Here is a 26,523-nt window from a genome sequence, read left to right on the forward strand (position 1 = left end):
GTTTTACCTCGCAATCTTAGTGGATGAAGTAAGACAACAAGAGCCCGCCGGCAATAACGGAGGCAATTTGCCCAGAAACGTTAGCCCCTACAGCATACATCAAGATGAAGTTTTGAGGGTCTTCTTCTGTTGCCATCTTTTGAATGACACGGCTTGACATTGGGAAGGCAGAAATACCAGCCGCCCCAATCATTGGGTTGATCTTGTCCTTGCGGAAGAGGTTCAAGATTTTGGCGAAGATAACGCCCCCAATAGAGTCCATGATGAAGGCTACCAAACCGAACAAGATAATCATTAAGGTTTGGACATTCAAGAAGAGGCCAGCTTGCATCTTAACCGAAATGGTAATCCCCAAGAGGATTGACACAATGTTAACCAATTCGTTTTGAGCGGTTGCGGATAAGCTATCTAAGACACCACACTCACGTAATAAGTTCCCGAACATGAGGAAACCTACCAATGGTAAGGCGATTGGCGCGATAAAACCAGCCACGATGGTGATAACGATTGGGAAGAGGATCTTAGTCATCTTAGATACGCCTTCAGCATGGTAGGTCATGCGGATCTTGCGTTCTTCTTTGGTTGTGACTAACTTAATGGCAACTGGTTGAATGATTGGCACTAAAGCCATGTAGGAGTAGGCTGCAACCGTGATGGCCCCTAAGAGATGAGGTGCCAATTGGTTGGCTACGAAGATAGAAGTAGGACCGTCAGCCGCACCGATAATCCCGATAGAAGCTGCTTCACGAATGTCGAAGCCCGCTAATACTGCGACTACGACGACGAAGAAAATCCCGAATTGGGCTGCCGCACCGAAGAGCAACATGAAAGGATTTTGAAGTAATGGCCCGAAGTCAATCATAGCCCCAATCCCAATGAAGATAAGTAGAGGGAAAAGTTCAGTCTCAATCCCGGCGCGGAAGAGAATGTCTAAGACCCCGTGTTGAGTTACGTTACCGACGGTTTGGTCTAGAACCCCTGAACCTGGGAAGTTAACCAGAATCGTCCCTAAGCCCATTGGTACGAGCAAGGTTGGTTCGTATTCCTTCTTAATCCCCAGATACATGAGCAGGCCACCAATGACCATCATGAAAACTTGACCACTACTAATGGTCGTAATACCTTGAATTAATGTTTCCACTGTCTGTCTCCTTTACTGACTAAATTAGTTGATGGTAATGAGGGCATCACCTGGGTTAACTACTTGGCCGTTAGCCACATGAATCCCTGATACCACCCCTGCTTTAGATGCCACGATTTCATTTTCCATCTTCATGGCTTCTAAGATCATTAATGGTTGGTTCTCAGCCACTGTGTCCCCAACGTTAACTAAGATGCGGAGAATAGTCCCTGGCATTGGGGATGGCATGGCATCTGCTCCGGCTGGTGCTACAGAAACTGGTGCGGCTGGCGCTGGGCTTGCTTCTGCTGCAGGTTCGCTAGCTGGTGCAGCTGGGGCTGGAGCAGGAGCCACTGGTGCTGGTGCAACTGGGGCAGCTGGCGCTACGGCCCCAATTTCTTCCATTTCTACCAAGTACTCTTTGCCGTCAACTTTGATTTTGAATTTGCGTAACATATTGTATAATTCCTCCTAAATAAATCCATAAACCTTATGTGCGTTTTTGATAAATGTGCTTGACCGCCCATTGGCTGTCAGGGGCGTCCCCAGCCGCAATGGCTGACGCAATCACCGATACAGTGGTCGCTTCGGGGTTGCGTTTCAAGACGCGCTTGACCACAAATTGACTGTCGGGATAATTGGCCGCTGCTAGAGCAGAAGCAATCACGCTGACTTCTAGCGCCTCTTCTGAGTCGGCCGCCACATAGGCTGCCACTGGCTCCCATTCTGCCTCAAAAGCAGCTTGCTCAGCTTGCGCTTGTGCTTGACTCTCTGCTTCTTCAGCGCGGCGTCGGCCGCCAAATAATCGTCTGAGTAGTTCCATTTCTTCACTCCCTTCCAGATTAATCTACTACTTGTATTATACCCTAAACTAGCGCTTACACTAGTCAAATAATGTTCTTTTTGTGTTCTATTAGGCCAAGATTTTGATTTAGTCTTCCTATTTAATCAAGGCGTCTTTTTTGGCTATACAAATTTCCTGAGCCCTTGTTTTTTAAGTGTTCTTTTTAGCTAAAGCCCTTTCTTTTTGTCTAAACATTCGCTATGATACAGGCATAAAGTAAACGCGTTCATTTCATGGAATGGACGTGTCGGGTCTAGGTCAGAAGGTTTTAGCGACTTTTGGCTCCTGCCCATGCTATTATTATTTTAATTTCAGAAAGGAAGATATGATGTTACTCACAGTCTTTGCTTATGCAATGATGGTTGTCTTCATGTATGTCATCATGAAGAAGAAAATGTCACCATTCACTGCCTTAGTACTCATTCCGCTTGCTTTTGCGCTGGTAGCAGTCTTAACTGGCGTAGTTCAAGATGTCAACATCGGGACACTCGTTCGCCAAGGTCTCTTCGGCAACAACTCCAAGGATAAACTCACTGCAATGAAAGGGACGGCTGAAACCGGGGTTATGCTCCTCTTCGCCATCCTCTACTTCTCCCTCATGTTAGATTCCGGTCTCTTCGACCCAATCACTAACAAAATGATTCGCTACGCTAAAGGCGATCCAATGAAAGTCCTCGTGGCTACTGCTATTGTTGCGGCCGCTGTTTCCATGAACGGTGACGGAACAACCACTACCTTGATTTGCTGCTCGGCCTTCGTGCCAATCTACAAGAAACTCGACATGAAACTCATGAACTTGGGTGTCTTAGTTATCTTGCAAAACACCATCATGAACCTCTTACCATGGGGTGGCCCAACCGCTCGTGCCATGTCCGTCTTGGGCGTTGAAGCCGACATCTTGGGTTACTTAGCACCAGGGATGGTTCTCTCTATTCTCTACGTTATCTTCTTCGTTGCCCGTGGTATGGGTAAAAAAGAACGCGCTCGTTTAGGTATCAAGGAATTAACCGACGCTGAACTGGATGAATTAACTACTATTTCTGATCCTGAAGTCTTGGCTATCCGCCGTCCTCAAAACTTCTGGATTAACGCCGTTATGACCCTCGTCCTAGTTGGTTGGTTAGTAGCTGGCTCCTTCATCGACGCTATCGAAGTTAAGCCTGTTGTCCTCTTCTTAATCGGGACTGGCTTAGCCATGATGATTAACTACCCAGACCTCAAGACTCAATCCAAACGTATTGGTGAAAACGCTGGGGATGCGGTACAAGTGGTCCTCCTCGTCTTCGGGGCAGGGGTCTTCATGGGTCTCTTCCAAGGGACAGGTATGGCCAAGGCCTTGACCGACAGCATCGTCCATATCATTCCACAACAATTAGCAGGCTTCTGGAGCTTGATTATTGCCCTCATCTCCGTACCAGGGACCTTCTTCTTAACCAACGATGGTTTCTACTACGGGGTGCTGATTCCATTCGCAGAAATCGGTCGTCAATATGGCTTCACCGATATGCAAATGGCCTTGGCTTCTCTCATGGGGCAAGCCTTCCACCTCTTGAGCCCACTGGTTGCCTTCATCTACCTCTTGCTCCGCTTAACTGGCTTGGACATGGGCGAATGGCAACGTGAATCTGCTAAGTACGCTGCAGTGGTCTTCGTTATCTTCGTGGTTACCATCGTCTTAATGGGCCACATGCCACTCTACTTAGCACAATAATACTTAAGCTAGGACTAAGTCCTAGCTCTCTTTTTTGTGTCCCTATTCAACTTGTGCTAACTTATGCACGTAAATTCTCTAACTCAGACCCTATCTATCAATAGATAGATTGATAGATAGGCTAGCAAGATTACTTGGCTAGAGTTGAGAAGTTGGCTGCTCCCAGAATTCTGGTACCTGAGCTAAGATCTCATCAGCTGTCTTCAAGCTAGCTTCTTCAATGCTCACACCCGTCTTCTTAAGGTAGTAGCGCACCAAATGATAACCACAGCTATAGCCCGCTGCATAGGGCAGACCGACAGGACGCCCCCCTTGCACTTGGGTCAATTCATCCCCGTAGAGATAAGGCATGGCTCCGTAGAGATTAGCAATATCAAGATTAGCCTTAATTTTGGGCTTGATGAGACTGTCTAAGGTCGCCAAATCGGTCTTGGTCACCCATGGGCCTAGATAGTCGGGCCCATAAAGTTTTAGCACGAAATTCTCAGCCAAGCCTTCTGCCACCATAAGCTCCTTCAGGGCCCCTTGTTGCCAATCCACAAATTGGTAGCGCACATTATGGTTACATTCATGGGCCAAGGCCGCTGGCAAACGTCGCAAGGTCTCCTGACTTGGTACCAAGGACAAGAAGATGTAGCCCGGAATCCCGCCTTCACCCAGACAATTATCATTGAGTCGCATAACAGGACTCTCCGCCTTGCCTAGCAAGATTGCTAAGACATATTCTTTGCATGGTGGGTGGATTCCTGCCTGTTCGAAACTGTCAATGGCCAGATGGAAAGCTTTTTCTAGCTCCTGATAAACTGAATCGTCTAGTGCATCAATATCCGCACTATGCTCAGACCTTAGGTTAAAGGGCGTTAGATTGGCCAAGCTCAAAATCTGCAGGGCATCCGCCCCCTGTCCAGCTTCTATACTTAAACCCTGGCGGGCAAATTTCCCCCGAAAAGGCGCTAAAACTTCCTTCCTGAATAAGGCTTCGCCCTGCTCTGGGGATAAGGTCAAGACTTGTCGATAGACTTGATCTGTACGAATAATCTTTAAGTTCATGATAATTCCTCCTTTTTCTCTATTAGTCTACACCTTAACCTTACGTTAGGGTCAAGCCCTATGTTATACTAAATACTAGATTTTACTAAAAAGGAGGAGCAGGCATGATTTATCGGGTCAAAGAAGCTGCTCAGTTAGCTGGAGTTTCCCCTCGAACACTCCACCACTATGATGCCATTGGCCTCTTACCAGCTAAGAAAGAGGCCAATGGCTACCGCTATTACCAAGAAGAAGATTTGGAGCGTCTCCAGCTCATCCTCTACTATAAATACTTAGGTCTTTCACTAGAGGACATTGGCAAGTTGCTAGAGGCCAATAGCACTAATTTCCTCCAACTTCTGGAGCAACAGCTGACTCAACTGCAATCAGAGCGCCAACGTTTAGACACCTTAATTGAAACCTTAACGGCTAGCATCCAAGCTAAAAAAGCAGGCCAGTCCCTATCACCACAAGCGCAATTTCGCGGTTTTAGCTATCCAGATATGCTGCCCTATGTCAGCCAAGCGCGACAAGATTACGGCCTAGACGTCATGATTGAGGCTGAAAAGCGCCAAGAGGGGCAGAAAATAGAGGTCGCCGAGAAATTCAATGCAGTCTTTCGCCAATGGGCTCAGCATTTTGAGGCCGGACTTTCAATCGAGTCGGAGCCTGTCCAAAGCTTATGTCAAGAACTCTACCATCTCCTCAATACCTATGCCTTTGACTGCTCCCTGACCGTCTTCGGCTACATTGGGCAAAACTATCAAAACAATCCTGATTTTCGCCACAATCTCAATCGCTTTGCTCCCGACCTAGCAGCATTCGTCAGTCAAGCTATCCAATATTTTGTCCGTCACGCTAAATCCTAAGGGCCCTAACAAGGCCTTGGCTTGGCTAAAGTCCCTATTTTTAGGTATAATGGACCTAATGACATCAAAAAGAAAAGGAGAATCCCTATGTCTGCGATTATCGAGGCGGTCAAACGCAACTTAGATATTACTCAGAATAAACCCCTCAAAATCTCGCTCTACGAAGCCTTTCGTAAGACGATTATCCTGGGGCAAATCCCGGCTGGTACGCGGATCAATGAGAAGGAATTCTCTACTGCTCTCAATATTAGTCGGACGCCCATCCGCTATGCCCTAACAGAATTGACCAAGGAACTCTTAGTAGAACATATTCCTAAGATTGGCATTATTGTCAAAGGCATTAGCATCAAGGATGCCCTAGAAATTTACGACATTCGTAAGGCCCTAGACACCTTGGCTACCATTAAGGCTATGACCTTGATGACACCAGAAGACTTCCAGGAACTACAAGCTATCCTAGAAGAGTGCGAGCAACTCAACCAGGCCAACCGCGTGGATGAGGTCTTGGCTAACTTCACTAAATTTAATGACTTCATTTATGCCAAGAGCCAGATGACCCGTTTGCGGGATATCGTCTCTGAGCTGCGGACCTATGTCATTTATTTCCGCGACTTGTCCATTCGCTCCTCCCAACGCCGGAGCGCAGCCTTAGAAGAACACTGGCTGATTTACCGCGGTATGTGCAACCACGATATTGACCAAATTACCCTCATTACCCACGAGCACCTGGATCGGTCCCTGCGTTTCATTCTCAAGCAAATGGAGAAACTCCACATTGACTAATAAGACGTTCTCTTCTGATTATCTGGCAGACCTAGCCTGCCAAGCCCTAACTTTTGAAGTTCAGCTGGCGCCTAAACCTGGCCTGGTGGATCCCTGGTCCAATGGCGCCCACCAGGATATGACCACCAAAACTTTCGCCGCTAGTATCGAGGCCTTACGACCTTATTTTAAGGGCTATGTCCAATTAGGCCAAACACATGCGGGGGCGCCTGATCAGCTCTTCAGTGCCCTACGTCAGCTAGGGAAAGAAGCCGAAGCCGCCATGTTAGCTGCGACCGCTGGTGTCAACACCCACAAAGGGGCTAATTTTTCCTTCGCCCTCTTATTAGGTGCCTTGGGCGCCTGCCGGGGCGACCTGGAGGCTAGCTGGTCTTTGATTAAGGCCATGACCCAGCATCTCGTGACTCAAGATTTTGCCCATCTGGCCCAAAAAGCCTCCCTTTCTTATGGCGAACGCCTTTACTTGGAACATGGTATTACCGGGGTCCGGGGTGAGGCAGCGGCAGGCTATCCAGTCTTGCGCCAAGGCTTGCTACCCTTTGTCTATCAGCGTCAAGATCTGGATCAGCGCCAGCTTTGGTTACAGGCTCTGGTCTATTTAATGGCCACGGTCCAAGATGGCAACCTCCTCCACCGGGGTGGTTTGTCAGCCTTGGCCCAAATCCAAGACGAAATGAATCGACTCTTAGGCCAGCTACCTAACTTATCCTTGCCCCAGCTCGAAGAGCGGCTCATGGCCTATGACCAGGTCCTCATAGAACGCCACCTCAGCCCCGGCGGTAGTGCCGATTTCTTGGCTCTAGGCTATTTCTGCACCCTGCTACCATCCGCTTAATCTTCGCTCGCTAAGTAGTCCAACTTGGCGAGTTTTTTTCTTTGGTCTAAGAGCTTACCCAGGGCTCTGGCTTGCAGAATCCGAACGTTTGTCATATTATCTAACATAAGAGGTCAGGAAGCAGTTGACCCCTCATTTGACATTCCGTATAATCATAAACAATAAAAGAAGGTGACAACTATGGCAGCCAAAGAATTCCGCAAATCTCTCGCCGTATTTCCCATCGGGACCGTCATGACTCTAACAGGCTTGACTGCCCGGCAAATTCGGCATTACGAAGATTTCGGTCTGGTAGTGCCCGGCAGAAGCTCGACCAATCGCCGCCTCTACTCGCTCAACGATGTAGATCGGCTCTTGGAAATTAGTGATTTGCTCGAGGAAGGCATGACCCTAAAGGGCATCAAACGTCGCTTCGAGTCAGAAGCCGAGCGCCCTCATATGGGGCATCCTACTACCAGTCAGCCCCTGACTGACCAAGATGTCCGTCGGATTTTATGGGATGAGTTAGACATCCAAGGTCGATTTCGCTAAGTCTGGCTAGACTGACTAGCCTACTATCAAAAGGAGGATTTCCATGCCAACAACTCAATGGACCAAAGAAAGTATCTTACTAGACGCCAAGGAACGCAATGTCCGCTATGTTCGGCTCATGTTCACCGACATTACCGGAACCATCAAAAACGTCGAAGTGCCTGTCTCCCAATTAGAAAAGGCCTTAGACAACAAAATGATGTTCGACGGTTCTTCAATTGAAGGCTTTGTCCGGATTGAAGAGAGCGATATGTACTTGGTACCTGACTACAATACTTGGCTAGTCTTCAACTGGGAAGATGGCGCTGGCGACACCAAGATTGCCCGCTTAATCTGTGACGTTAACAGTGTGGATGGTCTGCCTTTCCAAGGTGACCCTCGTAGCAACCTCAAGCGCATTCTCAAACGCATGGAAAACCTTGGCTTCACATCCTTCAACATTGGGCCAGAGCCAGAATTCTTCCTCTTCAAATTAGATGAAAAAGGCCAGCCAACCATGCAACTCAACGACAACGGTGGCTACTTTGACTTGGCGCCCAACGACTTGGCCGAGAACTGCCGTCGTGATATTGTCTTGGAACTAGAAGCTCTTGGCTTTGAAATTGAAGCCAGCCACCACGAAGTAGGTCCTGGCCAACACGAAATCGACTGGAAATATGCAGACGCCCTTCGTTCAGCAGACAATATCCAAACCTTCAAACTCATTGTGAAATCCGTGGCCCGTCGCCACAACTTGCACGCGACCTTCATGCCTAAGCCAATCTTCGGCATTGCCGGGAGCGGGATGCACTGTAACATGTCCCTCTTTAACGAATCAGGTAATGCCTTCTACGATCCTGACACAGAAGACCAACTCTCCCAAACCGCCCTCTACTTTATCGGTGGCTTGCTCAAGTATGCTCGTGCCTACACGGCTATCTGTAACCCACTCGTTAACTCCTACAAGCGGCTGGTACCTGGCTACGAGGCCCCTGTCTACGTAGCTTGGTCTGGTCAAAACCGTTCACCGCTTATCCGGATTCCGGCAGCTCGAGGTAACTCTACTCGGATTGAAGCGCGGAGTGTAGACCCAGCGGCTAACCCTTACTTGGCTCTGTCTGTCCTCTTGGCAGCCGGCCTCAAGGGGATCGAAGATAAGATTATGCCACCTTCTGCTGTTGACCGTAATATCTACACCATGACCCGCGAAGAGCGTCTCACTGAAGGGGTAGAAGACCTACCAGGTTCCTTGCGTGCAGCCCTCAAAGAGCTCAAGAAAGAACCTGTCATTTTGGAAGCCTTGGGTGACCACATCGCACAGAACTTTATCGCTGAGAAGACTGCCGAATACTTCGCTTATCAAAAGCAAGTCACCCAATGGGAACTAGAACAATACTTCAAAAACTATTAATCAACAAGTTAGAGGCTGGTGTAACACCCAGCCTCTCTTTATTAAGTCTCTGTAACAGGCAACCAGATTAGGTGCTTTATGTTCCAGGTTTTGATACAATAACTAAGGATTGTATCAGAGAAATTCTTTGATTTCTTGCCAGAAAATTCATATTTATCATATATTTCTCTGTTATACTTCTCTTATGATTGATTTACTAAACCAAAGGAGCTGGCCCTATGCGCAAACGTCGTAAAAATACGATTGCCGTTGTTACCTTCTTCTTGCTCTTGATTTGCGGGACGGCGATTGTCGTTTTCCTTAAGGAAAATACGCATCAGGCATCAAAATTGAATAACCAAGTGGCTGGCCAAGAACATATTGCTCAGGTCCCAAGTAGTGAAGTGACCTCTACCTCTAGCACACCTGAGTCGTCTAGTGAGTCAGAATCGGCACCTTTCAACACGGTCCCTTTGCAGCTATCGGATGATTCTCTAGTTCACAACCTATCCAAGGACGAGCTCTCTGAAGTCTTGCAAGATATCCAAACCCAGGACTATCAGAACGACTTACTTAATGCCCAGTCTGACATCGTCGCTGCTATCAACAAGCACCGCCAAAATATCAGCGAGCTAGGCTATCTCTTCCTGCCTCAAAAACCAGCCGAAGTTAGCCAGTTGCAGAACGTCAAACAATTGGACATTCCACTCTATCTGCAAAAAGACCCTAAATGGCGGACCCTCCAATACGGAACGGACACCACTCGCCAATTGGGCGAAAATGGCTGTGCTATCCTCTCCTTGGCTATGATTCATGCCTACTATAATCCGCAAGCTACGGTGACACCGCAGACCATTCTGGATTGGAGCAAGGACCAGTACTATGTCCACAACCAAGGAACTTCCTGGAACATTTTCTATGACTTCGCTCAATCCTTCAATTATCAGTTCACCAATTTCGGTAATAACTTTGAAGAAGCCATGCAGGCTGTCAACCAAGGCCAAGCCATTGTAGCAACGGTTAAACCAGGCCTCTTCACTGAAACTGGCCATATTCTCGTCATTCGTGGCTACCAAGATGGCCAAGTCTATGTCAACGACCCTAATGATGACCCAAGCAAAATGTTCAGCATTAAGGCTATTCCAGCCCAAACCATGATGGAAGAAGGCGTCAACTATTGGGCCCTATCCAAATAAGCATCATTTCAGGAGCTAAGGCTCCTGATTTTTTGGCATTATCTCGCGGAGGAAAATTCTATGCAAACTAGCGACAGACAAAACCAACAACTTAAAATTGCCGCCCGTGGGGCCTTAGTCGGCATTGTCGTCTATCTGATTATTTCTAGCCTCAAATTAGGCGCCGCTTATTTCTTCCACTCAGCTTCTCTCAGAGCCGATGGTCTTAACAACTTAACGGACATCATCTCATCGATTTTGATTTTTATTGGCCTTCGAATTGCCCGTAAACCAGCAGATGAAGATCATTATTTTGGTCACTCCAAATTTGAACCCCTGGCCAGCTTCGCCACCTCTCTCATCATGTTTACGGTCGGCCTAGAAGTCATCAAATCTTCAGCAGAACGCTTTATAGCCCAGGATTATCCGACACCCGACCTCCAAGCTCTTTGGGTGGGGCTGGCTGCCAGTGTCATTTTACTCGTCACCCAGCGCTACATCCATTATTTAGCCCAGCAAACTCAAAGCATGGGCCTCAAGGCCAGTGCCAAGGATCTCTTCAGTGACTTTTTGACAACACTTGCTACTATGGTGGCCATTGCTGCTTCAAGTCTAGGCTTAGCCTGGCTAGATATTCTGACAGCCCTCATCATCGGGGCCATTATTCTTCATACTGCCTATACCATTTTCAAAGATTCGACCTTTGAATTATCAGATGGTTTTGACCAAGAGGAACTAGAAGCTTATCGCGCGATCGTCCTCAAACACCCTCAAATCCGCGCTGTGCCGCAGATTCGCGCTCGTCTATGTGGCCAGTATGTTCACGTGGATATCTCCGTTTTAATTGATGGTCATCTTTCAGTTATTCAATCTCATCACATAACAGAGGAAATCGAACAGATTTTAGCGTATAATTATAATGTGTATGATGTCGATGTCCATGTCGAACCATATTTCCAAACCAATCTCAATCAGTAAAGGGGTATGTTTATGTCATCAGTTGTTGTTGTAGGCACTCAATGGGGCGATGAAGGTAAAGGGAAAATTACCGACTTCCTAAGCGAGAATGCCGAAGTCATCGCACGCTACCAAGGTGGCGACAATGCCGGTCACACCATTCAGTTTGGTGGCAAGACCTTCAAGTTACACCTCATTCCTTCCGGGATTTTCTCCCCTGACAAAATCAGCGTCATCGGCAATGGCGTCGTCGTTAACCCTAAGTCTATCGTGGAAGAACTTGCCTACCTACATGGCGAAGGTGTCTCAACCGATAATCTTCGTATCTCTTCACGCGCCCATGTTATCTTGCCTTACCATATTGTCTTGGACAAGCTCCAAGAAGCCTCTAAAGGCGATAACAAGATTGGGACTACTAACAAAGGGATTGGCCCAGCCTATATGGATAAATCTGCTCGGGTTGGGATTCGGATTGCCGACTTATTAGACCGTGAAATCTTTGAAGAACGCCTACGGACTAACTTGGCAGAGAAGAACCTCTTTATTGAACGCGTCTATGGCTCAGATCCCCTCCGTTTTGAAGATATTTTTGAAGAGTACTATCAATACGGTCAGGAGATTAAACAATACGTGACTGACACCTCCGTTATCTTGAACGATGCCTTGGATCAAGGCAAGCGCGTCCTCTTTGAAGGAGCTCAAGGGGTCATGTTAGACATCGACCAAGGGACCTATCCTTTCGTTACTTCCTCTAACCCAGTCTCTGGTGGGGTCACTATCGGGAGTGGGGTCGGCCCAACCCGTATCAATCGTGTCGTCGGTGTCTGCAAGGCCTACACCTCTCGCGTTGGGGATGGCCCATTCCCTACTGAACTCTTCGATGAAATTGGCCACCAAATTCGCGAAGTGGGCCGTGAATATGGGACTACTACCGGTCGTCCTCGTCGAGTGGGTTGGTTTGACTCTGTGGTCATGCGTCATTCCCGCCGAGTATCAGGCATTACCAACCTCTCCCTTAACTCCATCGACGTTCTGACCGGCCTCGAAACCATTAAGATTTGTACCGCCTATAAGACACCAGATGGCCAAGTGATTGAGTACTATCCAGCTAGCCTCAAGTTGCTCAAATCTTGTACGCCTGTCTATGAAGAATTACCAGGTTGGACTGAAGACATTACGTCTTGTCGCCGTTTGGAAGACCTGCCTTTGAATGCCCAAAACTATGTCCGTCGTATTAGCGAATTAGTGGGGGCTAAAATTGCCACCTTATCCGTAGGGCCAGACCGCGAACAAACCATGATTTTAGAAAGCGTATGGCGTAACTAAACGATAAAAATCCCCGTCTGTCATCAGATAGACGGGGATTTTTGTGCTTATGACTCTTTTTGTGGAGCAAAGTACTGAGCTACCGCTTCCTTATAAGCTGCTAACCAATCAGCCATAGTCTGTCGTGTTAAGGGGCAGTCGAAAGCCTCATAGCCATGATAGGCACCCGGATAGACGCGGTACTTAGCCGCTACACCCACAGCTTGCAGTCGCTTCATATAGTCGAGTGTTTCATCCAAGAAGGGATCTAAATCTCCCACATGCGTGTAGGCGGGGGGCATGCCACTTAAGTCTAATGCCCGATAGGGCGCTGCATAGATGGGCACCTCTTCAGATCCATAGAGGTCTCCTAGATAGAGTTGCCAGCCCGCTCGATTTTTGATTTCGTTCCAAATCATTTCCCGATTGCCCTTCATGGACTCTGTCGATAGATGGTCATCAATCATTGGATAAATAGGCATGTGGAAGGCCACTTGCACCTGATTTCGATCTCTAGCATAGAGAACCGTAGCAATGGTAAGACCGCCACCAGCACTAGGTCCTCCCACAAAGAGCTGGTCAGGATTGACGCCTAGATGTTCCGCTTCTTCCTTGAGCCAAACTAGGCTAGCGTAGGCATCTTCTAAGGCTGCCGGATAGGGCTCCTGAGCAGACAGCCGATAATCAGGAGCTAGGACCACCGTATTGGTCTCTAGCACAAATTGCCGAATGAAGGGTAATTCCAAGCGCGGATGGCCCAGGGCATAGCCACCCCCATGAAGCCATAGTAAGCCGGTCGCTTGGGGCCGTGTCTGCTTAGAGCGATAGATAAGGACACTTAAATCCGGATTCTGACTACTTGGAATCTTCACTTCTTCGATGACTAGGTCCGGGTCCTGGGGCAAGGGCACTAAGAAGGTCGTAAGACCTGTCTGATTATAGGCCTTTAAGTCCTCTGGCTTTTTGAAATCGACTAGGATATCCGTCATCCAGCCTCGAAAGCGTAAATCCGAATTGACCTGAGGGTAGCGCCAAGCTAGATAGTGGCGAATTCCTGGCAATCCCAATTGATGTCGCCCACCTAACAGGGGCACTAACTTCTTCATAAGATTCATGGGAAAGACTCTCCTTATATTATCCTTCATAATGGGAAGCATGACTTGCCCGTCTTCCCCTCTCAAGTTCATTATAGGTCCAGCTATCCCTATTTTCAAGCTAGGTGGGCAGGAATTGACCCCGGACCAGACATTTGCTAGACTTAGATTATCGAAGACGAGGAGGTCACATGATGTCGACACAAGATGAAATTTTGGCAGTTTTACTAGAACAAGACGGTCAGCCCATTTCTGGCCAATCCTTGGCGGATCAATTAGGCTTGTCTCGGACAGCTGTCTGGAAGGCTGTCGAGAGCTTACGCCAACAAGGTTATCAAATTGCGAGTCTAAGCAAGAAGGGCTATCTGCTAGAGAAAGTCAGTCATACCCTAGATGCCCAACAAATCAAGCGTGACTTGGATGCCCCTTTTGAATCGCTACATGTGGCCCTCTATGACAGTGTCACCTCAACCAATGACCTAGCCAAACAATTTGCCATTCAATCACCTGGCCAAGCCGGCCTCTTCATCGCCCGTAAACAAACCCAAGGACGGGGTCGGTCAGGTCGCCATTTTCATTCCGATATTGCCTCAGGTCTCTATCTATCTGTCGTCTTCCAACCCCAAGTAACAGATTTAGAAGAGGTACCTCAATACACCCTACTAGCGGCCAGCGCCATGGTAAGCGCTCTGGAAGCAGCTAGTGGCCAAAAAGTGCGTATTAAATGGGTTAACGACCTCTTTTGTCGTGGTCGTAAAATCGCTGGCATTCTGACGGAAGCGACAACCGACATTGAAAGTCGTAGCCTATCCTCGATTATTATTGGTATCGGCCTCAACTTAAGCGGCGACTTCAGTCAAGCGGAGGCAGCAACTCAATCTGTTGCAGGGACTCTCTTTGGTCAGGAAATGCCAAATGACTTCAATCCTAACCAAGTCATTCATGACTATCTTAAGCAATTAGCCTACTATATCCGTACCCTCTCTGACAAAACCTACCTACCCCACTACGAAGAACGCCTACTGGGCGTCGGCCGCCAAGTCAGCTACCAGCAAGCTGGACAAGAATACACCGGTATTATCCAAGGTATCACCGACCAGGGGCACCTCTTGGTTCAAGACCCTCACGGTCAAATTCGTACCCTTTTCAGCCAAGAAGTCCATTTTTCTAGCCAACAATTTGCTGATGACCTCGATTAAAGTAAAATCCCGCATCATAAGATGCGGGATTTTTTGATAGCTCAGATTACCATACCGGAATCTTAGAGTTCTTGCTTAACTCTTCAATCTTCTTAGCGATTTCGTCTGATTGGAAGATTTCTACGACTTTCTTGTAGAGTTTGTTGTCTTTTTCAGACTCTTTAACGGCGATGATGTTTTTATATTCATCCTTCAATTTTGCTTTGTCAGTTGCGTCAACGAAGAGAGCGTCTTTAACGGTTAAGTTAGCATCTGCCGCGTAGTTCCCGTTGATAACCGCTGCATCCACGTCTTTCAAACTACGTGCTGTTTGAGAAGCGTCCACTTCTTCGAACTTGATGTTCTTTTCGTTCTTGGTTACGTCGCTAACGCTAGCTAAAATACCTTTAGCATCGTCTACTTCAATCAAGCCAGCTAATTCTAAGGTCAAGAGGGCACGACCTTGGTTGGTCACGTCGTTAGGAATGGCGATTTTTGCCCCATCTTTAGCTTTTAACTCATCCAAAGATTTAACTTTTTCAGAGTAAATACCTTGAGGTTCTACGTAGGTGAAGCCGATGTTCACAACTTTGCCCTTGTTAGCCTTGTTCCATTCTTCCAAGAAGATAATGTGTTGGAAAGCGTTGATGTCTAATGAACCGTCTTCTACTGCTGCGTTAGGTAAGTTGTAATCAGAAAAGTTAGTAATTTCGATTTCGATACCTTCATCTTTTTTCGCTTTTTCTGCTACAGCTTGCCAGAGTTCCTTGTCAGCTTCACCGACAACCCCAACTTTTACTTTTTGGCCTTCAAATTCTTTGGCCGCTTGTGCAGTTGGGAAGCTAGCCCCAAACACTAAACCTGCTGCGAGGGCTAAAGCCCCTAATTTTTTAACAAACTTTTTCATATTGCATGACTCCTTTATTAATTATTATTTGTTTGTGTCAATGATTGATGCTGGGCCTTAATGGCCGCTAGTTTTTCCGGGTCCAATAGTAGCGCCAAGGCCGTATTAGCTAGCAAGGTGGCTGCCACCGCTATGGAAGCATAACCCTTAGGGCTACCTGCTGCGGCTTTAAACTCCTCGGAATGGCCTGGAATTGGGCTGTCACTAATGGAAACCGTAGGTTGAATAGTAGGCACGACTTGAGAGACATTGCCGACATCAGAAGAACCTAGCGAATTACGCTCGCTTCTTTCGATTTCGGACTCGTCAATGCCATAGTCGGCAACTTCTTGGAAGAAGAGTTGGTCGAAGAGTGGCGTTGGTACCACATCGTCCACCCAGTTCTGGAAGAGACCAAACTTGTAGTCGCATCCCGTTGCTAGCGCCGCTCCTTTGACAATATTTTCTACCTTTTGGTAGACACTTTCCAAGGTCTTGCGCTCAGCAGCTCTGAGATAGAAGCGACCTGATGCATATTCTGGAATGACATTAGCAGCCTGACCGCCGTTGGTGATAATACCGTGAATATTGACATCCTTGGTCAGATTTAAACGTAGGGCATTAATGGAATTGAAGACTTGAATCAAAGCCTCCAAGGCGTTAATACCTGCTTCCGGTGCCCCCGCTGCATGTGAAGCCCGGCCAAAAAATTCAATATCAACTGGCGCATTGGCCAAGAGGCGTAAGGTCGGCGCGAATTTATGGGCTGGATGGGCACAAAGGGCGGCATCGACATCCTGGAAGAAACCTGCCTTGACATAGGAACCTTTGGCAGAGCCGTTCTCCCCGCCTTCTTCTCCAGGTGTTCCGTATACTCGAATCTCACCACCTAGGTCATCGATGACGGCTTTGAGGGCTACGGCTGCTAGGAGTGAATAATTACCGAATAGGTTATGCCCACAAGCGTGGCCAATACCTGGTAGGGCATCGTACTCGGCTAGGAAGGCCAAGACAGGACCAGGCTTACTTGCCCGGTAGACCCCGACAAAACCAGTCTCATGACCTGCAATGTTCTGGGTGACTTCAAAGCCTTCTTGCCGCAATTGATTAGCCAGTAGGCCAGATGCAAAATATTCTGTGTTGCAGACCTCAGGCCGCTCATAAATGGCCTTGGCATGGTCTTGGTAAGTGGCTAATTTTTCCGCGACAACTTCGCGAATTCTATCTTTGTAGGCCTGGGTCATTGGCCCACCTCCTTTTATTTCAAGGCTTATTTAGTACCGAAAGTTTCCCAAGCTGGTAAGAGTGAACCTTTAGAAACTTCTTCGATAACCTTCTTAGTATCTTCTGTTTGGTAAGCTTCTACAATTTTCTTGTAAGTCGCATTTTCTGCGTCTTTCTTACGTGCCACGATAATGTTCACGTAAGGTTTTGAGCTTTTATCAACTGGCTCTAAGTAGATAGCATCTTTGGATGGTGTGTAACCTGCATCAACTGCTACCCCTGAGTTGATGATAGAAGCTGTCACGTCATCTAAAGCACGAGCCGTTTGGGAAGCATCTAACTCTTGAATCTTAAGGTTGAGCTTGTTTTCTTTGATGTCAGAAACGGTTGGTTTGTAGCCTTTTGCTTCATCTACTTTGATTAAGCCTGCTGTTTGCAAGAGGCGTAAGGCACGACCGCCGTTTGTTGGGTCAGAAGGAATCGCCACTGTGTCACCTTCCTTCAAGTCTTTAATATCCTTGATTTTCTTAGAGTAAACTCCTAATGGCGCATTAACGGTATTCCCAATCGATACTAATTCTTGATCCTTGTGCTCTTGTAAGTAGCTATCTAAGAAAATTTGGTGTTGGAAAGCGTTGAGGTCAATTGAGCCATCAGCTAAAGCCGCGTTTGGTTGGCTATATTCTGTGAATTTTACATATTCAAGTTCGATGCCGTCTTTGGCTAAGCGTTCTTTGACATTGTCCCATACTCGGGTGTCGTCACCAACTAAACCAAGTTTAACTTTTTCTGCCGCTTGAGCAGAAGTAACTGGTGCTAGAGCGCTAATACCTAGGCTAACTGGGGTGATAATTGCAGCAAGTGTTTTAATCCATTTTTTCATAGAGTGTTCCTCCTAATATTGTGTGTTGATTAGTGGGTGACGCGTTTTTCAATACGTCGAGCAATAAATTGAGTGATGAAGACCAAGATTAAAATCAAGATGGTCGACATTAAGGTGACATCTGTCTGGAATCGGTTATAGCCACGAGAGATGGCTAGGTTCCCTAGACCACCACCACCGACAGCACCTGCCATGGCGGTTAAACCAATCACGCTGATTAAGGTGAGGGCTGACGCGCGGACGATACCTGGCAGCCCTTCTTTGAGATAAACGCGGAAGATAATACCCCAAGGGCTTGTCCCCATGGCCTGTACGGCTTCCACGACCCCTGGATTGACTTCTAAGAGGGCATTCTCGACCTGACGAGCGAAGAATGGGATAACCCCTGCAATCAGTGGCACCAAGGCGGCCTTGGAACCAATGGTCGTACCTGCTAAGAAGCGAGTGGTCGTCGCTAAGAGGGCGACTAAGATAATAAAGGGAATGGACCGGAAAATGTTGACCAGCTGATCTAGGATTCTATAGAACCAACGATTTTCCAGAATTCCGCCGTCATGGGTAACTACTAAAATCACACCCAGCAAAATCCCGAAGATACCCGACCAGAGGGCCGTCCAGAAGGTCATGTAAAGGGTTTGTTGTGTGGCCTCTAAAAAGTCCTTAGGAATTTTAGCCACGTTAGGCATGATAGGCTCTAAACTGGCCCAGGCTTGGTTAAACCAAGCGCCGAAATTATCGGAAAACTCTGCTAACCATGTTGCCATTAGTCTTTTGCACCTCCCTTGTAGTCTTTGGCGCTGTTCGGCCGCTTAAGAAACTTAAGGTTGACACCTTGTTCTTTAATATAGGCAACAGCAGCTTCCTTGTCGGCTTCTGCCCCGGCCAAGGTGACAATCAAATTCCCAATTGGCGTATTATCTATAATCTCGACATTACCATGTAAGATATTGGCGGTGACATTGAAGAGACTGTAGAGTGTCACAATTAGTGGCTCATCTGTTTCGTCACCCAAATAGGATAATTCTACTAGCCATTCATCATCCTTAAGTTGCGAGAATTTTGGCTGGCTGAGAATAGTAGCTAAGGCCTGATCCACATGGGTCGCGGTCCGAATGAAGTCGCGGGTTAAGGCTTGAGCTGGTTGGCTGAAGATTGGCACAACTGAGCCGGCTTCAATCACTTCCCCATTTTCCATTACGGCTACCTTGTTACAGATTTCCTTGACTACTTGCATCTCATGAGTAATCAAGACAATGGTCAAACCTAGTTTTTGGTTCAATTCCTTGAGTAAGTCCAAAATTTGCAGGGTTGTTTTAGGGTCGAGCGCACTGGTTGCTTCATCACAGAGTAGGATCTTAGGGTTGCTAGCTAAGGCCCGCGCAATTGCCACCCGCTGCTTTTGCCCCCCAGATAATTGGCTTGGATAAGCTTCTGCCTTGTCAGCAATCCCTACTAGTTCAAGTAACTCTAGAACTTTTTGGCGACGTTCCTTGCGAACTTGAGACCAAAACTTGAAAGGTGCAGCCAACTTTTCTCCAGCCTTCCCAGACCATTTCCAAAAGGCCAAGGCCTGACCGACATGCTGGCCAAACTTACGGAAGTTCTCACCATCATATTGAAGTGGGAAAGCCACATTATTGAAGACTGTTCGACTGTGCATGAGGTTGAAGTGTTGGAAAATCATCCCGATTTTCTTGCGTTCCTCACGTAATCGCCGACTAGAGAGCCCCTGAAGTGCTACCTTACCAACGGTCACTTGCCCGCCTGTTGGACGTTGCAAGAGGTTGATGACCCGGACCAGAGTGGATTTACCAGCACCAGAGTAACCAACAATCCCGTAAATATCTCCTTCTTCAATCTTCAAATCAACGTCTTTGACTGCTTGGACCTGGCGGTCCTTCTGTCTGAATGTGACAGAGATATTCTTTAATTCTATCACCTATAATTCCTCCTTATTTCAAGGCTCGTGGGTGGGCGGGTTACAAAAAGCCCCCAAGGCGGCCTGCTGCCTACCTTGAGGGCGTCATGACGCGTTACCACCTCTTGTTCAGGCAATACTCACATATTGCCCCTTAGCGAGTACCCTGATTGGATACTCTTTGCTTTTAACGGTCGCACCGAGACTTGAATTAGCTTAAGCCATTCGAAATCTTCGCTCCATAGCCATTTTCATGTCGTTGCCTTGCTTCGTTCCACCACCCGAAGCTCTCTGTGAAGGCGAGGCGACCTTACTTACTATTTCATCGCATTATCTTATCTTAAAAAAAATAGCCCTCTCTACTAACTCTTGTTAGTAAAAGGACGATGTGATCGTGTTACCACCTTTTATTCAGAAGCCTAAGCTTCCCTCTACCCAGCTGGCCTTACAGCGTAACTGGTATTCCTGGTAACGGGGGAATGACCCGAACACACCTACCTATCGGCGTATTTATCTCCCAGACCATCTTCATAACCTATTCGATAGTACCTTCCACCTACCGGTACCTCTCTTGAATCGCTAGTTTTACTACTCTTCTGTTCAACGATATTTCAGATATGCCTCTACTATACCCAGATTCCAGCTAAAAGTCAAGCCTTTTATGATAAAATTCTGATGAAGAGGTGAGTTCTTCTCATTTTTACTTGGACTTTTTTCACCATGCTCTAGATTATGTCGGTCTATGTATGATAAACTAATAGATAGAAGTTAAGGAAGAAAGGGAAGTGCTCATCAGATGTCAACGCCACAAGTCAACCAAGGCCTGCTCGCCATTAAGCCGAGCCCTATCCGTAGTTTCAACGATCAAATCAGCAAAATCGAAGGCTTAATCCCCCTCACTATCGGGGAACCAGACTTTCCAACACCCGATTTCATTAAGGAAGCGGCCATTGAGGCCATCCGCCAGGATTTGAATGGCTATACCCATTCGCGTGGTCTCTTAGCCTTGCGCCAAGCTATTAGTGAGTTTCTAGAGCGTCACTATGAACTCCACTATAGTCCTGAAGAAGAAATCATCGTGACCGTGGGCGCGACTGAAGCTTTATTTGCCAGTCTGGTTGGCTTACTTAACCCTGGCCAAAAAGTCATTGTACCTGCACCTAACTATGTTATCTACGAAACACAAGTTCGTCTTGCTGGAGCAGAACTCATCCGTCACGATGTCAGCCATAGTCACTTCAAGCTAGAGGCAGAAGAACTCAAGGCTCAGTTAGAAAGCCATCCTGAAATTAAAATTCTGCTCTTGAACCATCCTTGCAACCCTACTGGCGTTACCTATAGTCGTGAAGAGTTAGAAGCGCTAGCCAATGTAGCTCGCCAATATAATCTGATGATTGTCTCAGATGAAATTTATAGTGAACTAACCTATTCTGATAAGCATGTTTCCATGGCGGAACTGGCTCCTGAGCGTACTATCCTGATTAACGGGACCTCTAAATTTTATGCCATGACTGGTTGGCGTTCTTGCTTTATTGCTGGGCCTAAGGACTATCTGAGCCAAATCTTCAAGGTCCATCAAGCAACTGTTAATACGCCACCTTCCGTCTCACAATATAGCTCGATTGCTGCCTATCATTCAGGCGATGACAGTATTCATGAGATGCGTCAAGCCTATGACCAACGCCGACAATTCCTGATTGGCCGTTTCCGCGAGATTGGCTACCAAACCTTACTTCCTGAAGGTGCCTTTTACCTCTTCGTCAAAGTACCTGACTGGTTCCAAGGTGATGACTTCGCCTTCTGTCTGGCTTTGGCTCAAGAAGCTAAGGTTGGGGCAGTCCCTGGCCAATCTTTTGGCCCTGGCGGATCAGGCTACTTCCGAATCAGCTATGCTGCCAGCCTTGAAAAATTAGCAGAAGCCATGAATCGAATTCAGGCCTTTACCCAAGAAAAGACTAAATAATCTTAAGGAGGAGCTTTTATGCCATTTATCCACGTTGAACTATTAGAAGGTCGTAGCCCTCAAGCCAAAGAGGCCATGGCCAAAGAAATCATTGAGGTCGTGTCCAAACATAGTGGCGCACCTGCTGAACGCATTCATGTTGTCTTTCAAGATATGAAGAAAGAAAACTATTTCCACAATCCTAAATAGATAGGTAGACTGGCTGAGGTGATCCCTCAGCCTTTGCCATTAGCTAATTGAAGGAGGTACTAAGATGAAGAAGAATCTTGCAATTATTGGGGGCGGTATCGTCGGTGCGACCGCAGCCTACTATGCCCTCAAAGAAGGCCACGCTGTCACCCTCTATGAAGATGGCACCGGTCAAGCAACCAAGGCAGCCGCTGGCATTATCTGCCCCTGGTTCACTTTACGCCGTAACAAACCTTGGTATTATCTAGTTTCTCAGGGGGCTGAGTTCTACCGGCGCTTCATGGCGGATTTGGCTGAGGATGGCTTAAATACCGATCCAATCTTCCAAGAGGTTGGCACTTTACTGGTTCGTAAAAATGAAAGCTCTCTAACGCGTGACCAGGAGCGCGCGCAAGAACGCAGACCTGCTTCTCCCTCCATTGGTAACCTGACTAGTCTGTCCGCTCAAGAAGCCATGGGTAAATTTCCACTTTTGGAAACCCCTTATCCAGCAAGCTTTGTCTCTGGTGGGGCACGACTGGATGGCGCTGCTTTGATTCGACAACTGCATGACCTAATTCCAAAACTAGGTGGTAAGTTGATTCATGGACAAGCTCAGCTTATGGCTGATGGCGATCAGCAGGTTAGCGTCTTAGGTCCACAAAAGGATACAAAGTCCTACGATGCTATTTTGTTAGCCTGCGGTGCTTGGTTACCTCATATTTTAGAGCCTCTTGGCTATGAGGTTGCCATTAGCCCACAGAAGGGCCAACTCTTTAGCATCTATCGACCTGACTGGGAGGGAAATGCTTGGCCAGTTGTCATGCCTCCCGGTAAATTTGATATCATTCCTTTCCAAAATGGCGAGCTCGTCATTGGCGCGACGCATGAGAATGACCGGGGCTATGATTTGACCGTTGAAGACCAGCGATTGGCTGAACTTCAAGAGCGTGCCAGCAGTCTCCTGCCTTTCTTATCGGACCAAGTGGCTTATCATCGGGTTAAAGTAGGCATACGTGCCTATACGCCAGATTATGCTGTTTTAGTAGGTCCAGTCCCAGAACTTGAATCTGTTTGGGCTGTCAGTGGCCTAGGCTCCTCTGGCTTAACGAGCGGCCCCTTCCTTGGTTATCAGTGGGTCAAGCATGTCAGCCAAGGCCATGTTGACTTGGATCAAAGCCTTTATCCCATTGCCTCTTACATTAAAAAAGTCTAAAAACTACCTCTTTATCACTACACAAATTAGTCTAAACATGTTATGATTAGTAGATGAAAGGAGGGGAATTATAAATGAAAAAAATCTTTGAAGAATTCCGTGGCTTTATTGCCAAAGACAATATCATAACTTTAGCAGTTGCTGTGATCTTGGGGGGTGCCTTCTCAAGTATCGTAACTAGCTTGGTAAATGATATCTTCATGCCAATCCTCGTTGCTGTAACTGGTCAAGCTACCGTTTCTGGCATCGCATTACGCATTGGGAATACTTACCTAGGTGTAGGTAACTTCTTACAAGCAGTTATTAACTTCGTTATCATTGGTTTCTTGTTATTCTTGACTTTAAAGGCTTTAGGGAAGGCTCAAGGCAAAGACTTGATCAACCCACCTGCGCCACCTGCAGGTCCAAGCGAGAAAGACTTGTTACAAGACATCTTAAACGAATTAAAGAAAGAAAAATAAGACTTTCGATTAGAGCTATCTCGCAAGAGATGGCTCTTTTTTATTTGCCCGATATATCATATATGATATATCGGGCAAATAAAAAAAGAAGTATCATCAGATACTTCTTGATAAGCCACTTGCCGGGCTTGAACCGGCGACCTCATCCTTACCATGGATGCGCTCTACCTGCTGAGCTAAAGCGGCAATATAAAATTTTACTCCGCAAGTAGGGCTCGAACCTACGACATCATGATTAACAGTCATGCGCTCTGCCAGCTGAGCTATTGCGGAATCAAGACAAGTTCACCCAGCATGGCAACGACCTACTCTCACAGGACCAAAGGTCCAACTACCATCGGCGCTAAGAAGCTTAACTGCTGTGTTCGGAATGGGAACAGGTGTGTCCTTCTTGCCATAATCACCACACTTGGGTGTTGTCTTAGTTGAGTGCTTGCACACTCAAAACTGAATAACCTCAAACCTAACCTCAAATCTTGTGGTTAAGACCTCGACCGATTAGTACTAGTCCGCTCCATGGATCACTCCACTTCCACTTCTAGCCTATCTACCTGATCGTCTCTCAGGGGTCTTACTTCTTTCGAATGGGAAATCTCATCTTGAAGCTGGCTTCACGCTTAGATGCTTTCAGCGCTTATCCATCCCGCACATAGCTACCCAGCGATGCCCTTGGCAGAACAACTGGTACACCAGCGGTGCGTCCATCCCGGTCCTCTCGTACTAAGGATAGCTCTTCTCAAATTTCCTACGCCCGCGACGGATAGGGACCGAACTGTCTCACGACGTTCTGAACCCAGCTCGCGTACCGCTTTAATGGGCGAACAGCCCAACCCTTGGGACCGACTTCAGCCCCAGGATGCGATGAGCCGACATCGAGGTGCCAAACCTCCCCGTCGATGTGAACTCTTGGGGGAGATAAGCCTGTTATCCCCAGGGTAGCTTTTATCCGTTGAGCGATGGCCCTTCCATACGGTACCACCGGATCACTAAGCCCGACTTTCGTCCCTGCTCGACTTGTAGGTCTCGCAGTCAAGCTCCCTTCTGCCTTTACACTCTGCGAATGATTTCCAACCATTCTGAGGGAACCTTTGGGCGCCTCCGTTACTCTTTAGGAGGCGACCGCCCCAGTCAAACTGCCCACCTGACACTGTCTCCCGTGCTGTTACACGTGGGTTAGAGGGTCCGCATCACAAGGGTAGTATCCCACCAGCGCCTCCGTGTAGACTGGCGTCCACACTTCTTCAGCTCCTACCTATCCTGTACATGCCATACAAACACTCAATATCAAGCTACAGTAAAGCTCCATGGGGTCTTTCCGTCCTGTCGCGGGTAACCTGCATCTTCACAGGTACTATAATTTCACCGAGTCTCTCGTTGAGACAGTGCCCAGATCGTTACGCCTTTCGTGCGGGTCGGAACTTACCCGACAAGGAATTTCGCTACCTTAGGACCGTTATAGTTACGGCCGCCGTTTACTGGGGCTTCAATTCGTACCTTCGGATTTCGCCTAAGCACTCCTCTTAACCTTCCAGCACCGGGCAGGCGTCAGCCCCTATACGTCATCTTTCGATTTTGCAGAGACCTGTGTTTTTGATAAACAGTCGCCTGGGCCTATTCACTGCGGCTGACATCGCTGTCAGCACCCCTTCTCCCGAAGTTACGGGGTCATTTTGCCGAGTTCCTTAACGAGAGTTCTCTCGCTCACCTTAGTGTTCTCCACTTGACTACCTGTGTCGGTTTGCGGTACGGGTTGTTAACAACTCACTAGAAGCTTTTCTCGGCAGTTTGATTAGCCACCTTCGCTACTTAAATTTCGCTCCAGGTCACACGTCACGGTTATAGGTATAAGCATTTGACTCATACCACCACTTCGTGCTTCTACAGACACTTCCATCCGTCTGCGTGGCGTCGCCTCCTGCGTCCCTCCATCGCTCAAACATTGTTAACAAGTACAGGAATCTCTACCTGTTGTCCATCGCCTACGCCTGTCGGCCTCGGCTTAGGTCCCGACTAACCCTGGGCGGACGAGCCTTCCCCAGGAAACCTTAGTCTATCGGTGGACGGGATTCTCACCCGTCTTTCGCTACTCATACCGGCATTCTCACTTCTAAGCGCTCCAACACTCCTTTCGGTATGCCTTCACCGCCCTTAGAACGCTCTCCTACCACTCAATTTTAAAATTGAATCCACAGCTTCGGTGTACTGTTTAGCCCCGGTACATTTTCGGCGCGGAGTCACTCGACTAGTGAGCTATTACGCACTCTTTGAATGGTGGCTGCTTCTAAGCCAACATCCTAGTTGTCTATGCAACTCCACATCCTTTTCCACTTAACAGTTACTTTGGGACCTTAGCTGGTGGTCTGGGCTGTTTCCCTTTCGACTACGGATCTTATCACTCGCAGTCTGACTCCCAGAGATGAGTCCTTGGCATTCGGAGTTTATCTGGATTCGGTAAAGCGTGAGCCCCCCTAGTCCAAACAGTGCTCTACCTCCATGACTCTTACTCTGAGGCTAGCCCTAAAGCTATTTCGGAGAGAACCAGCTATCTCCAAGTTCGATTGGAATTTCTCCGCTACCCACACGTCATCCAAACACTTTTCAACGTGTCCTGGTTCGGTCCTCCAGTGCGTCTTACCGCACCTTCAACCTGCACATGGGTAGGTCACTTGGTTTCGGGTCGACGACACCTGACTTTCGCCCTATTCAGACTCGCTTTCGCTACGGCTCCGTTTCTTCAACTTAACCTCGCCAACTATCGTCACTCGCCGGTCCATTCTACAAAAGGTACGCCATCACCCCTTAACGGGCTCTGACTACTTGTAAGCACACGGTTTCAGGTACTCTTTCACTCCCCTCCCGGGGTGCTTTTCACCTTTCCCTCACGGTACTGGTTCACTATCGGTCACTAGGGAGTATTTAGCCTTGCCAGATGGTCCTGGCGGATTCCGACGGAATTCCACGTGTTCCGCCGTACTCAGGATACTCTTAGGTACAAATCAGTTTT

General features: G+C 47.6%; 24 protein-coding genes, 2 tRNA genes, 1 rRNA gene and 3 other annotated features. Of the genes, 14 read left to right on the forward strand and 13 right to left on the reverse strand.

Annotated elements, in window-relative coordinates; genetic code table 11:
• Positions 1 to 16: 16 nt before the first annotated feature.
• From GCWU000182_RS04320 to GCWU000182_RS04330, 3 genes are read right to left on the reverse strand one after another with little or no spacing between them, the layout of a single operon-like run.
• Positions 17 to 1,141 (reverse strand): sodium ion-translocating decarboxylase subunit beta, encoded by a 1,125-nt coding sequence (locus tag GCWU000182_RS04320; RefSeq protein ID WP_035364076.1) that lies wholly within the window; start codon positions 1,139 to 1,141, stop codon positions 17 to 19.
• Positions 1,142 to 1,165: 24 nt separating this feature from the next.
• Positions 1,166 to 1,576, reverse strand: coding sequence for an acetyl-CoA carboxylase biotin carboxyl carrier protein subunit (locus GCWU000182_RS04325; RefSeq protein ID WP_023391556.1), 411 nt, complete (start codon positions 1,574 to 1,576; stop codon positions 1,166 to 1,168).
• Between the two features lie 34 nt (positions 1,577 to 1,610).
• Positions 1,611 to 1,943, reverse strand: coding sequence for a hypothetical protein (locus tag GCWU000182_RS04330; protein ID WP_023391557.1), 333 nt, complete (start codon positions 1,941 to 1,943; stop codon positions 1,611 to 1,613).
• A 349-nt stretch (positions 1,944 to 2,292) separates the two neighbouring features.
• On the opposite strand from GCWU000182_RS04330, the gene GCWU000182_RS04335 reads away from it, so the two are divergent.
• Positions 2,293 to 3,675, forward strand: coding sequence for a CitMHS family transporter (locus GCWU000182_RS04335; RefSeq protein WP_035364078.1), 1,383 nt, complete (start codon positions 2,293 to 2,295; stop codon positions 3,673 to 3,675).
• 138 nt (positions 3,676 to 3,813) lie between these two features.
• On the opposite strand, the gene GCWU000182_RS04340 is transcribed toward GCWU000182_RS04335, so the two are convergent.
• Complete coding sequence (locus tag GCWU000182_RS04340; RefSeq protein WP_023391559.1) at positions 3,814 to 4,725, reverse strand: DUF2268 domain-containing protein; 912 nt, start codon at positions 4,723 to 4,725, stop codon at positions 3,814 to 3,816.
• Between the two features lie 104 nt (positions 4,726 to 4,829).
• Here GCWU000182_RS04340 and GCWU000182_RS04345 point away from each other — a divergent pair, with 104 nt between their 5' ends.
• From GCWU000182_RS04345 to GCWU000182_RS04380, 8 genes are all read left to right on the forward strand, one after another.
• Positions 4,830 to 5,573 (forward strand): MerR family transcriptional regulator, encoded by a 744-nt coding sequence (locus GCWU000182_RS04345; RefSeq protein WP_023391560.1) that lies wholly within the window; start codon positions 4,830 to 4,832, stop codon positions 5,571 to 5,573.
• Positions 5,574 to 5,660: 87 nt separating this feature from the next.
• Positions 5,661 to 6,356: a GntR family transcriptional regulator gene (locus GCWU000182_RS04350; protein WP_035364081.1), complete on the forward strand. Its 696-nt coding sequence runs from the start codon at positions 5,661 to 5,663 to the stop codon at positions 6,354 to 6,356.
• Positions 6,349 to 7,191, forward strand: a complete 843-nt coding sequence (gene citG, locus GCWU000182_RS04355) for a triphosphoribosyl-dephospho-CoA synthase CitG (protein ID WP_023391562.1) — start codon at positions 6,349 to 6,351, stop codon at positions 7,189 to 7,191. The genes GCWU000182_RS04350 and citG overlap by 8 nt, the downstream gene beginning before the upstream one ends.
• A gap of 180 nt (positions 7,192 to 7,371) precedes the next feature.
• Positions 7,372 to 7,722 (forward strand): MerR family transcriptional regulator, encoded by a 351-nt coding sequence (locus GCWU000182_RS04360; protein ID WP_023391563.1) that lies wholly within the window; start codon positions 7,372 to 7,374, stop codon positions 7,720 to 7,722.
• A 43-nt stretch (positions 7,723 to 7,765) separates the two neighbouring features.
• Positions 7,766 to 9,112, forward strand: a complete 1,347-nt coding sequence (gene glnA, locus GCWU000182_RS04365) for a type I glutamate--ammonia ligase (RefSeq protein WP_023391564.1) — start codon at positions 7,766 to 7,768, stop codon at positions 9,110 to 9,112.
• A 218-nt stretch (positions 9,113 to 9,330) separates the two neighbouring features.
• Positions 9,331 to 10,287 (forward strand): C39 family peptidase, encoded by a 957-nt coding sequence (locus GCWU000182_RS09585; protein WP_023391565.1) that lies wholly within the window; start codon positions 9,331 to 9,333, stop codon positions 10,285 to 10,287.
• Positions 10,288 to 10,347: 60 nt separating this feature from the next.
• A complete protein-coding gene (locus GCWU000182_RS04375; protein WP_023391566.1) occupies positions 10,348 to 11,244 on the forward strand; it encodes a cation diffusion facilitator family transporter in 897 nt (298 codons plus the stop codon).
• A 12-nt stretch (positions 11,245 to 11,256) separates the two neighbouring features.
• Complete coding sequence (locus GCWU000182_RS04380; RefSeq protein WP_035364083.1) at positions 11,257 to 12,549, forward strand: adenylosuccinate synthase; 1,293 nt, start codon at positions 11,257 to 11,259, stop codon at positions 12,547 to 12,549.
• A 47-nt stretch (positions 12,550 to 12,596) separates the two neighbouring features.
• Here GCWU000182_RS04380 and GCWU000182_RS04385 read toward each other — a convergent pair whose 3' ends face one another.
• The gene (locus GCWU000182_RS04385; protein ID WP_051372923.1) at positions 12,597 to 13,643 is read right to left on the reverse strand and encodes an alpha/beta hydrolase; all 1,047 of its coding nucleotides are present in this window, start codon (positions 13,641 to 13,643) and stop codon (positions 12,597 to 12,599) included.
• A gap of 173 nt (positions 13,644 to 13,816) precedes the next feature.
• Here GCWU000182_RS04385 and GCWU000182_RS04390 point away from each other — a divergent pair, with 173 nt between their 5' ends.
• Positions 13,817 to 14,821 (forward strand): biotin--[acetyl-CoA-carboxylase] ligase, encoded by a 1,005-nt coding sequence (locus GCWU000182_RS04390; protein WP_035364086.1) that lies wholly within the window; start codon positions 13,817 to 13,819, stop codon positions 14,819 to 14,821.
• A gap of 46 nt (positions 14,822 to 14,867) precedes the next feature.
• Here the strand turns inward: GCWU000182_RS04390 and GCWU000182_RS04395 are convergent, their stop codons facing one another.
• The 5 genes from GCWU000182_RS04395 to GCWU000182_RS04415 all read right to left on the reverse strand — a co-directional run bounded on the left by GCWU000182_RS04395 (position 14,868) and on the right by GCWU000182_RS04415 (position 19,732).
• Entirely contained in the window at positions 14,868 to 15,707 is an 840-nt protein-coding gene (locus GCWU000182_RS04395; protein WP_023391570.1) for a MetQ/NlpA family ABC transporter substrate-binding protein, read from the reverse strand.
• Positions 15,708 to 15,724: 17 nt separating this feature from the next.
• Positions 15,725 to 16,930: a M20 family metallopeptidase gene (locus GCWU000182_RS04400; protein ID WP_023391571.1), complete on the reverse strand. Its 1,206-nt coding sequence runs from the start codon at positions 16,928 to 16,930 to the stop codon at positions 15,725 to 15,727.
• A 26-nt stretch (positions 16,931 to 16,956) separates the two neighbouring features.
• Positions 16,957 to 17,793, reverse strand: a complete 837-nt coding sequence (locus GCWU000182_RS04405) for a MetQ/NlpA family ABC transporter substrate-binding protein (protein WP_023391572.1) — start codon at positions 17,791 to 17,793, stop codon at positions 16,957 to 16,959.
• A 29-nt stretch (positions 17,794 to 17,822) separates the two neighbouring features.
• The gene (locus tag GCWU000182_RS04410) at positions 17,823 to 18,479 is read right to left on the reverse strand and encodes a methionine ABC transporter permease (protein WP_035364553.1); all 657 of its coding nucleotides are present in this window, start codon (positions 18,477 to 18,479) and stop codon (positions 17,823 to 17,825) included.
• A 77-nt stretch (positions 18,480 to 18,556) separates the two neighbouring features.
• Positions 18,557 to 19,732: a methionine ABC transporter ATP-binding protein gene (locus GCWU000182_RS04415; RefSeq protein ID WP_023391574.1), complete on the reverse strand. Its 1,176-nt coding sequence runs from the start codon at positions 19,730 to 19,732 to the stop codon at positions 18,557 to 18,559.
• Positions 19,733 to 19,806: 74 nt separating this feature from the next.
• Positions 19,807 to 20,046: a binding site (T-box leader), on the reverse strand.
• 41 nt (positions 20,047 to 20,087) lie between these two features.
• Positions 20,088 to 20,324, reverse strand: a binding site (T-box leader).
• A 183-nt stretch (positions 20,325 to 20,507) separates the two neighbouring features.
• On the opposite strand from GCWU000182_RS04415, the gene GCWU000182_RS04420 reads away from it, so the two are divergent.
• From GCWU000182_RS04420 to mscL, 4 genes are all read left to right on the forward strand, one after another.
• A complete protein-coding gene (locus GCWU000182_RS04420; protein ID WP_023391575.1) occupies positions 20,508 to 21,674 on the forward strand; it encodes an aminotransferase class I/II-fold pyridoxal phosphate-dependent enzyme in 1,167 nt (388 codons plus the stop codon).
• 18 nt (positions 21,675 to 21,692) lie between these two features.
• Entirely contained in the window at positions 21,693 to 21,863 is a 171-nt protein-coding gene (locus GCWU000182_RS04425) for a 2-hydroxymuconate tautomerase (RefSeq protein WP_023391576.1), read from the forward strand.
• Between the two features lie 64 nt (positions 21,864 to 21,927).
• Positions 21,928 to 23,058 carry an NAD(P)/FAD-dependent oxidoreductase gene (locus tag GCWU000182_RS04430; protein WP_023391577.1) on the forward strand — a complete coding sequence of 377 codons (1,131 nt, stop codon included), beginning with the start codon at positions 21,928 to 21,930 and terminating at the stop codon, positions 23,056 to 23,058.
• Positions 23,059 to 23,132: 74 nt separating this feature from the next.
• Positions 23,133 to 23,519 carry a large conductance mechanosensitive channel protein MscL gene (gene mscL / locus GCWU000182_RS04435; protein ID WP_023391578.1) on the forward strand — a complete coding sequence of 129 codons (387 nt, stop codon included), beginning with the start codon at positions 23,133 to 23,135 and terminating at the stop codon, positions 23,517 to 23,519.
• A 113-nt stretch (positions 23,520 to 23,632) separates the two neighbouring features.
• Here mscL and GCWU000182_RS04440 read toward each other — a convergent pair.
• The 3 genes from GCWU000182_RS04440 to rrf all read right to left on the reverse strand — a co-directional run bounded on the left by GCWU000182_RS04440 (position 23,633) and on the right by rrf (position 23,927).
• Positions 23,633 to 23,705 (reverse strand) — tRNA-Thr (locus tag GCWU000182_RS04440).
• Between the two features lie 14 nt (positions 23,706 to 23,719).
• A tRNA-Asn gene (locus GCWU000182_RS04445) sits at positions 23,720 to 23,792 on the reverse strand.
• A 19-nt stretch (positions 23,793 to 23,811) separates the two neighbouring features.
• Positions 23,812 to 23,927 (reverse strand): 5S ribosomal RNA (rrf, locus tag GCWU000182_RS04450).
• A gap of 82 nt (positions 23,928 to 24,009) precedes the next feature.
• Positions 24,010 to 26,340 (reverse strand) — a sequence feature (most likely nonfunctional fraction of RNA operon).
• Positions 26,341 to 26,523 lie beyond the last annotated feature (183 nt).

The sequence above is a fragment of the Abiotrophia defectiva ATCC 49176 genome (assembly GCF_000160075.2).
Classification (GTDB): Bacteria; Bacillota; Bacilli; order Lactobacillales; family Aerococcaceae; genus Abiotrophia; species Abiotrophia defectiva.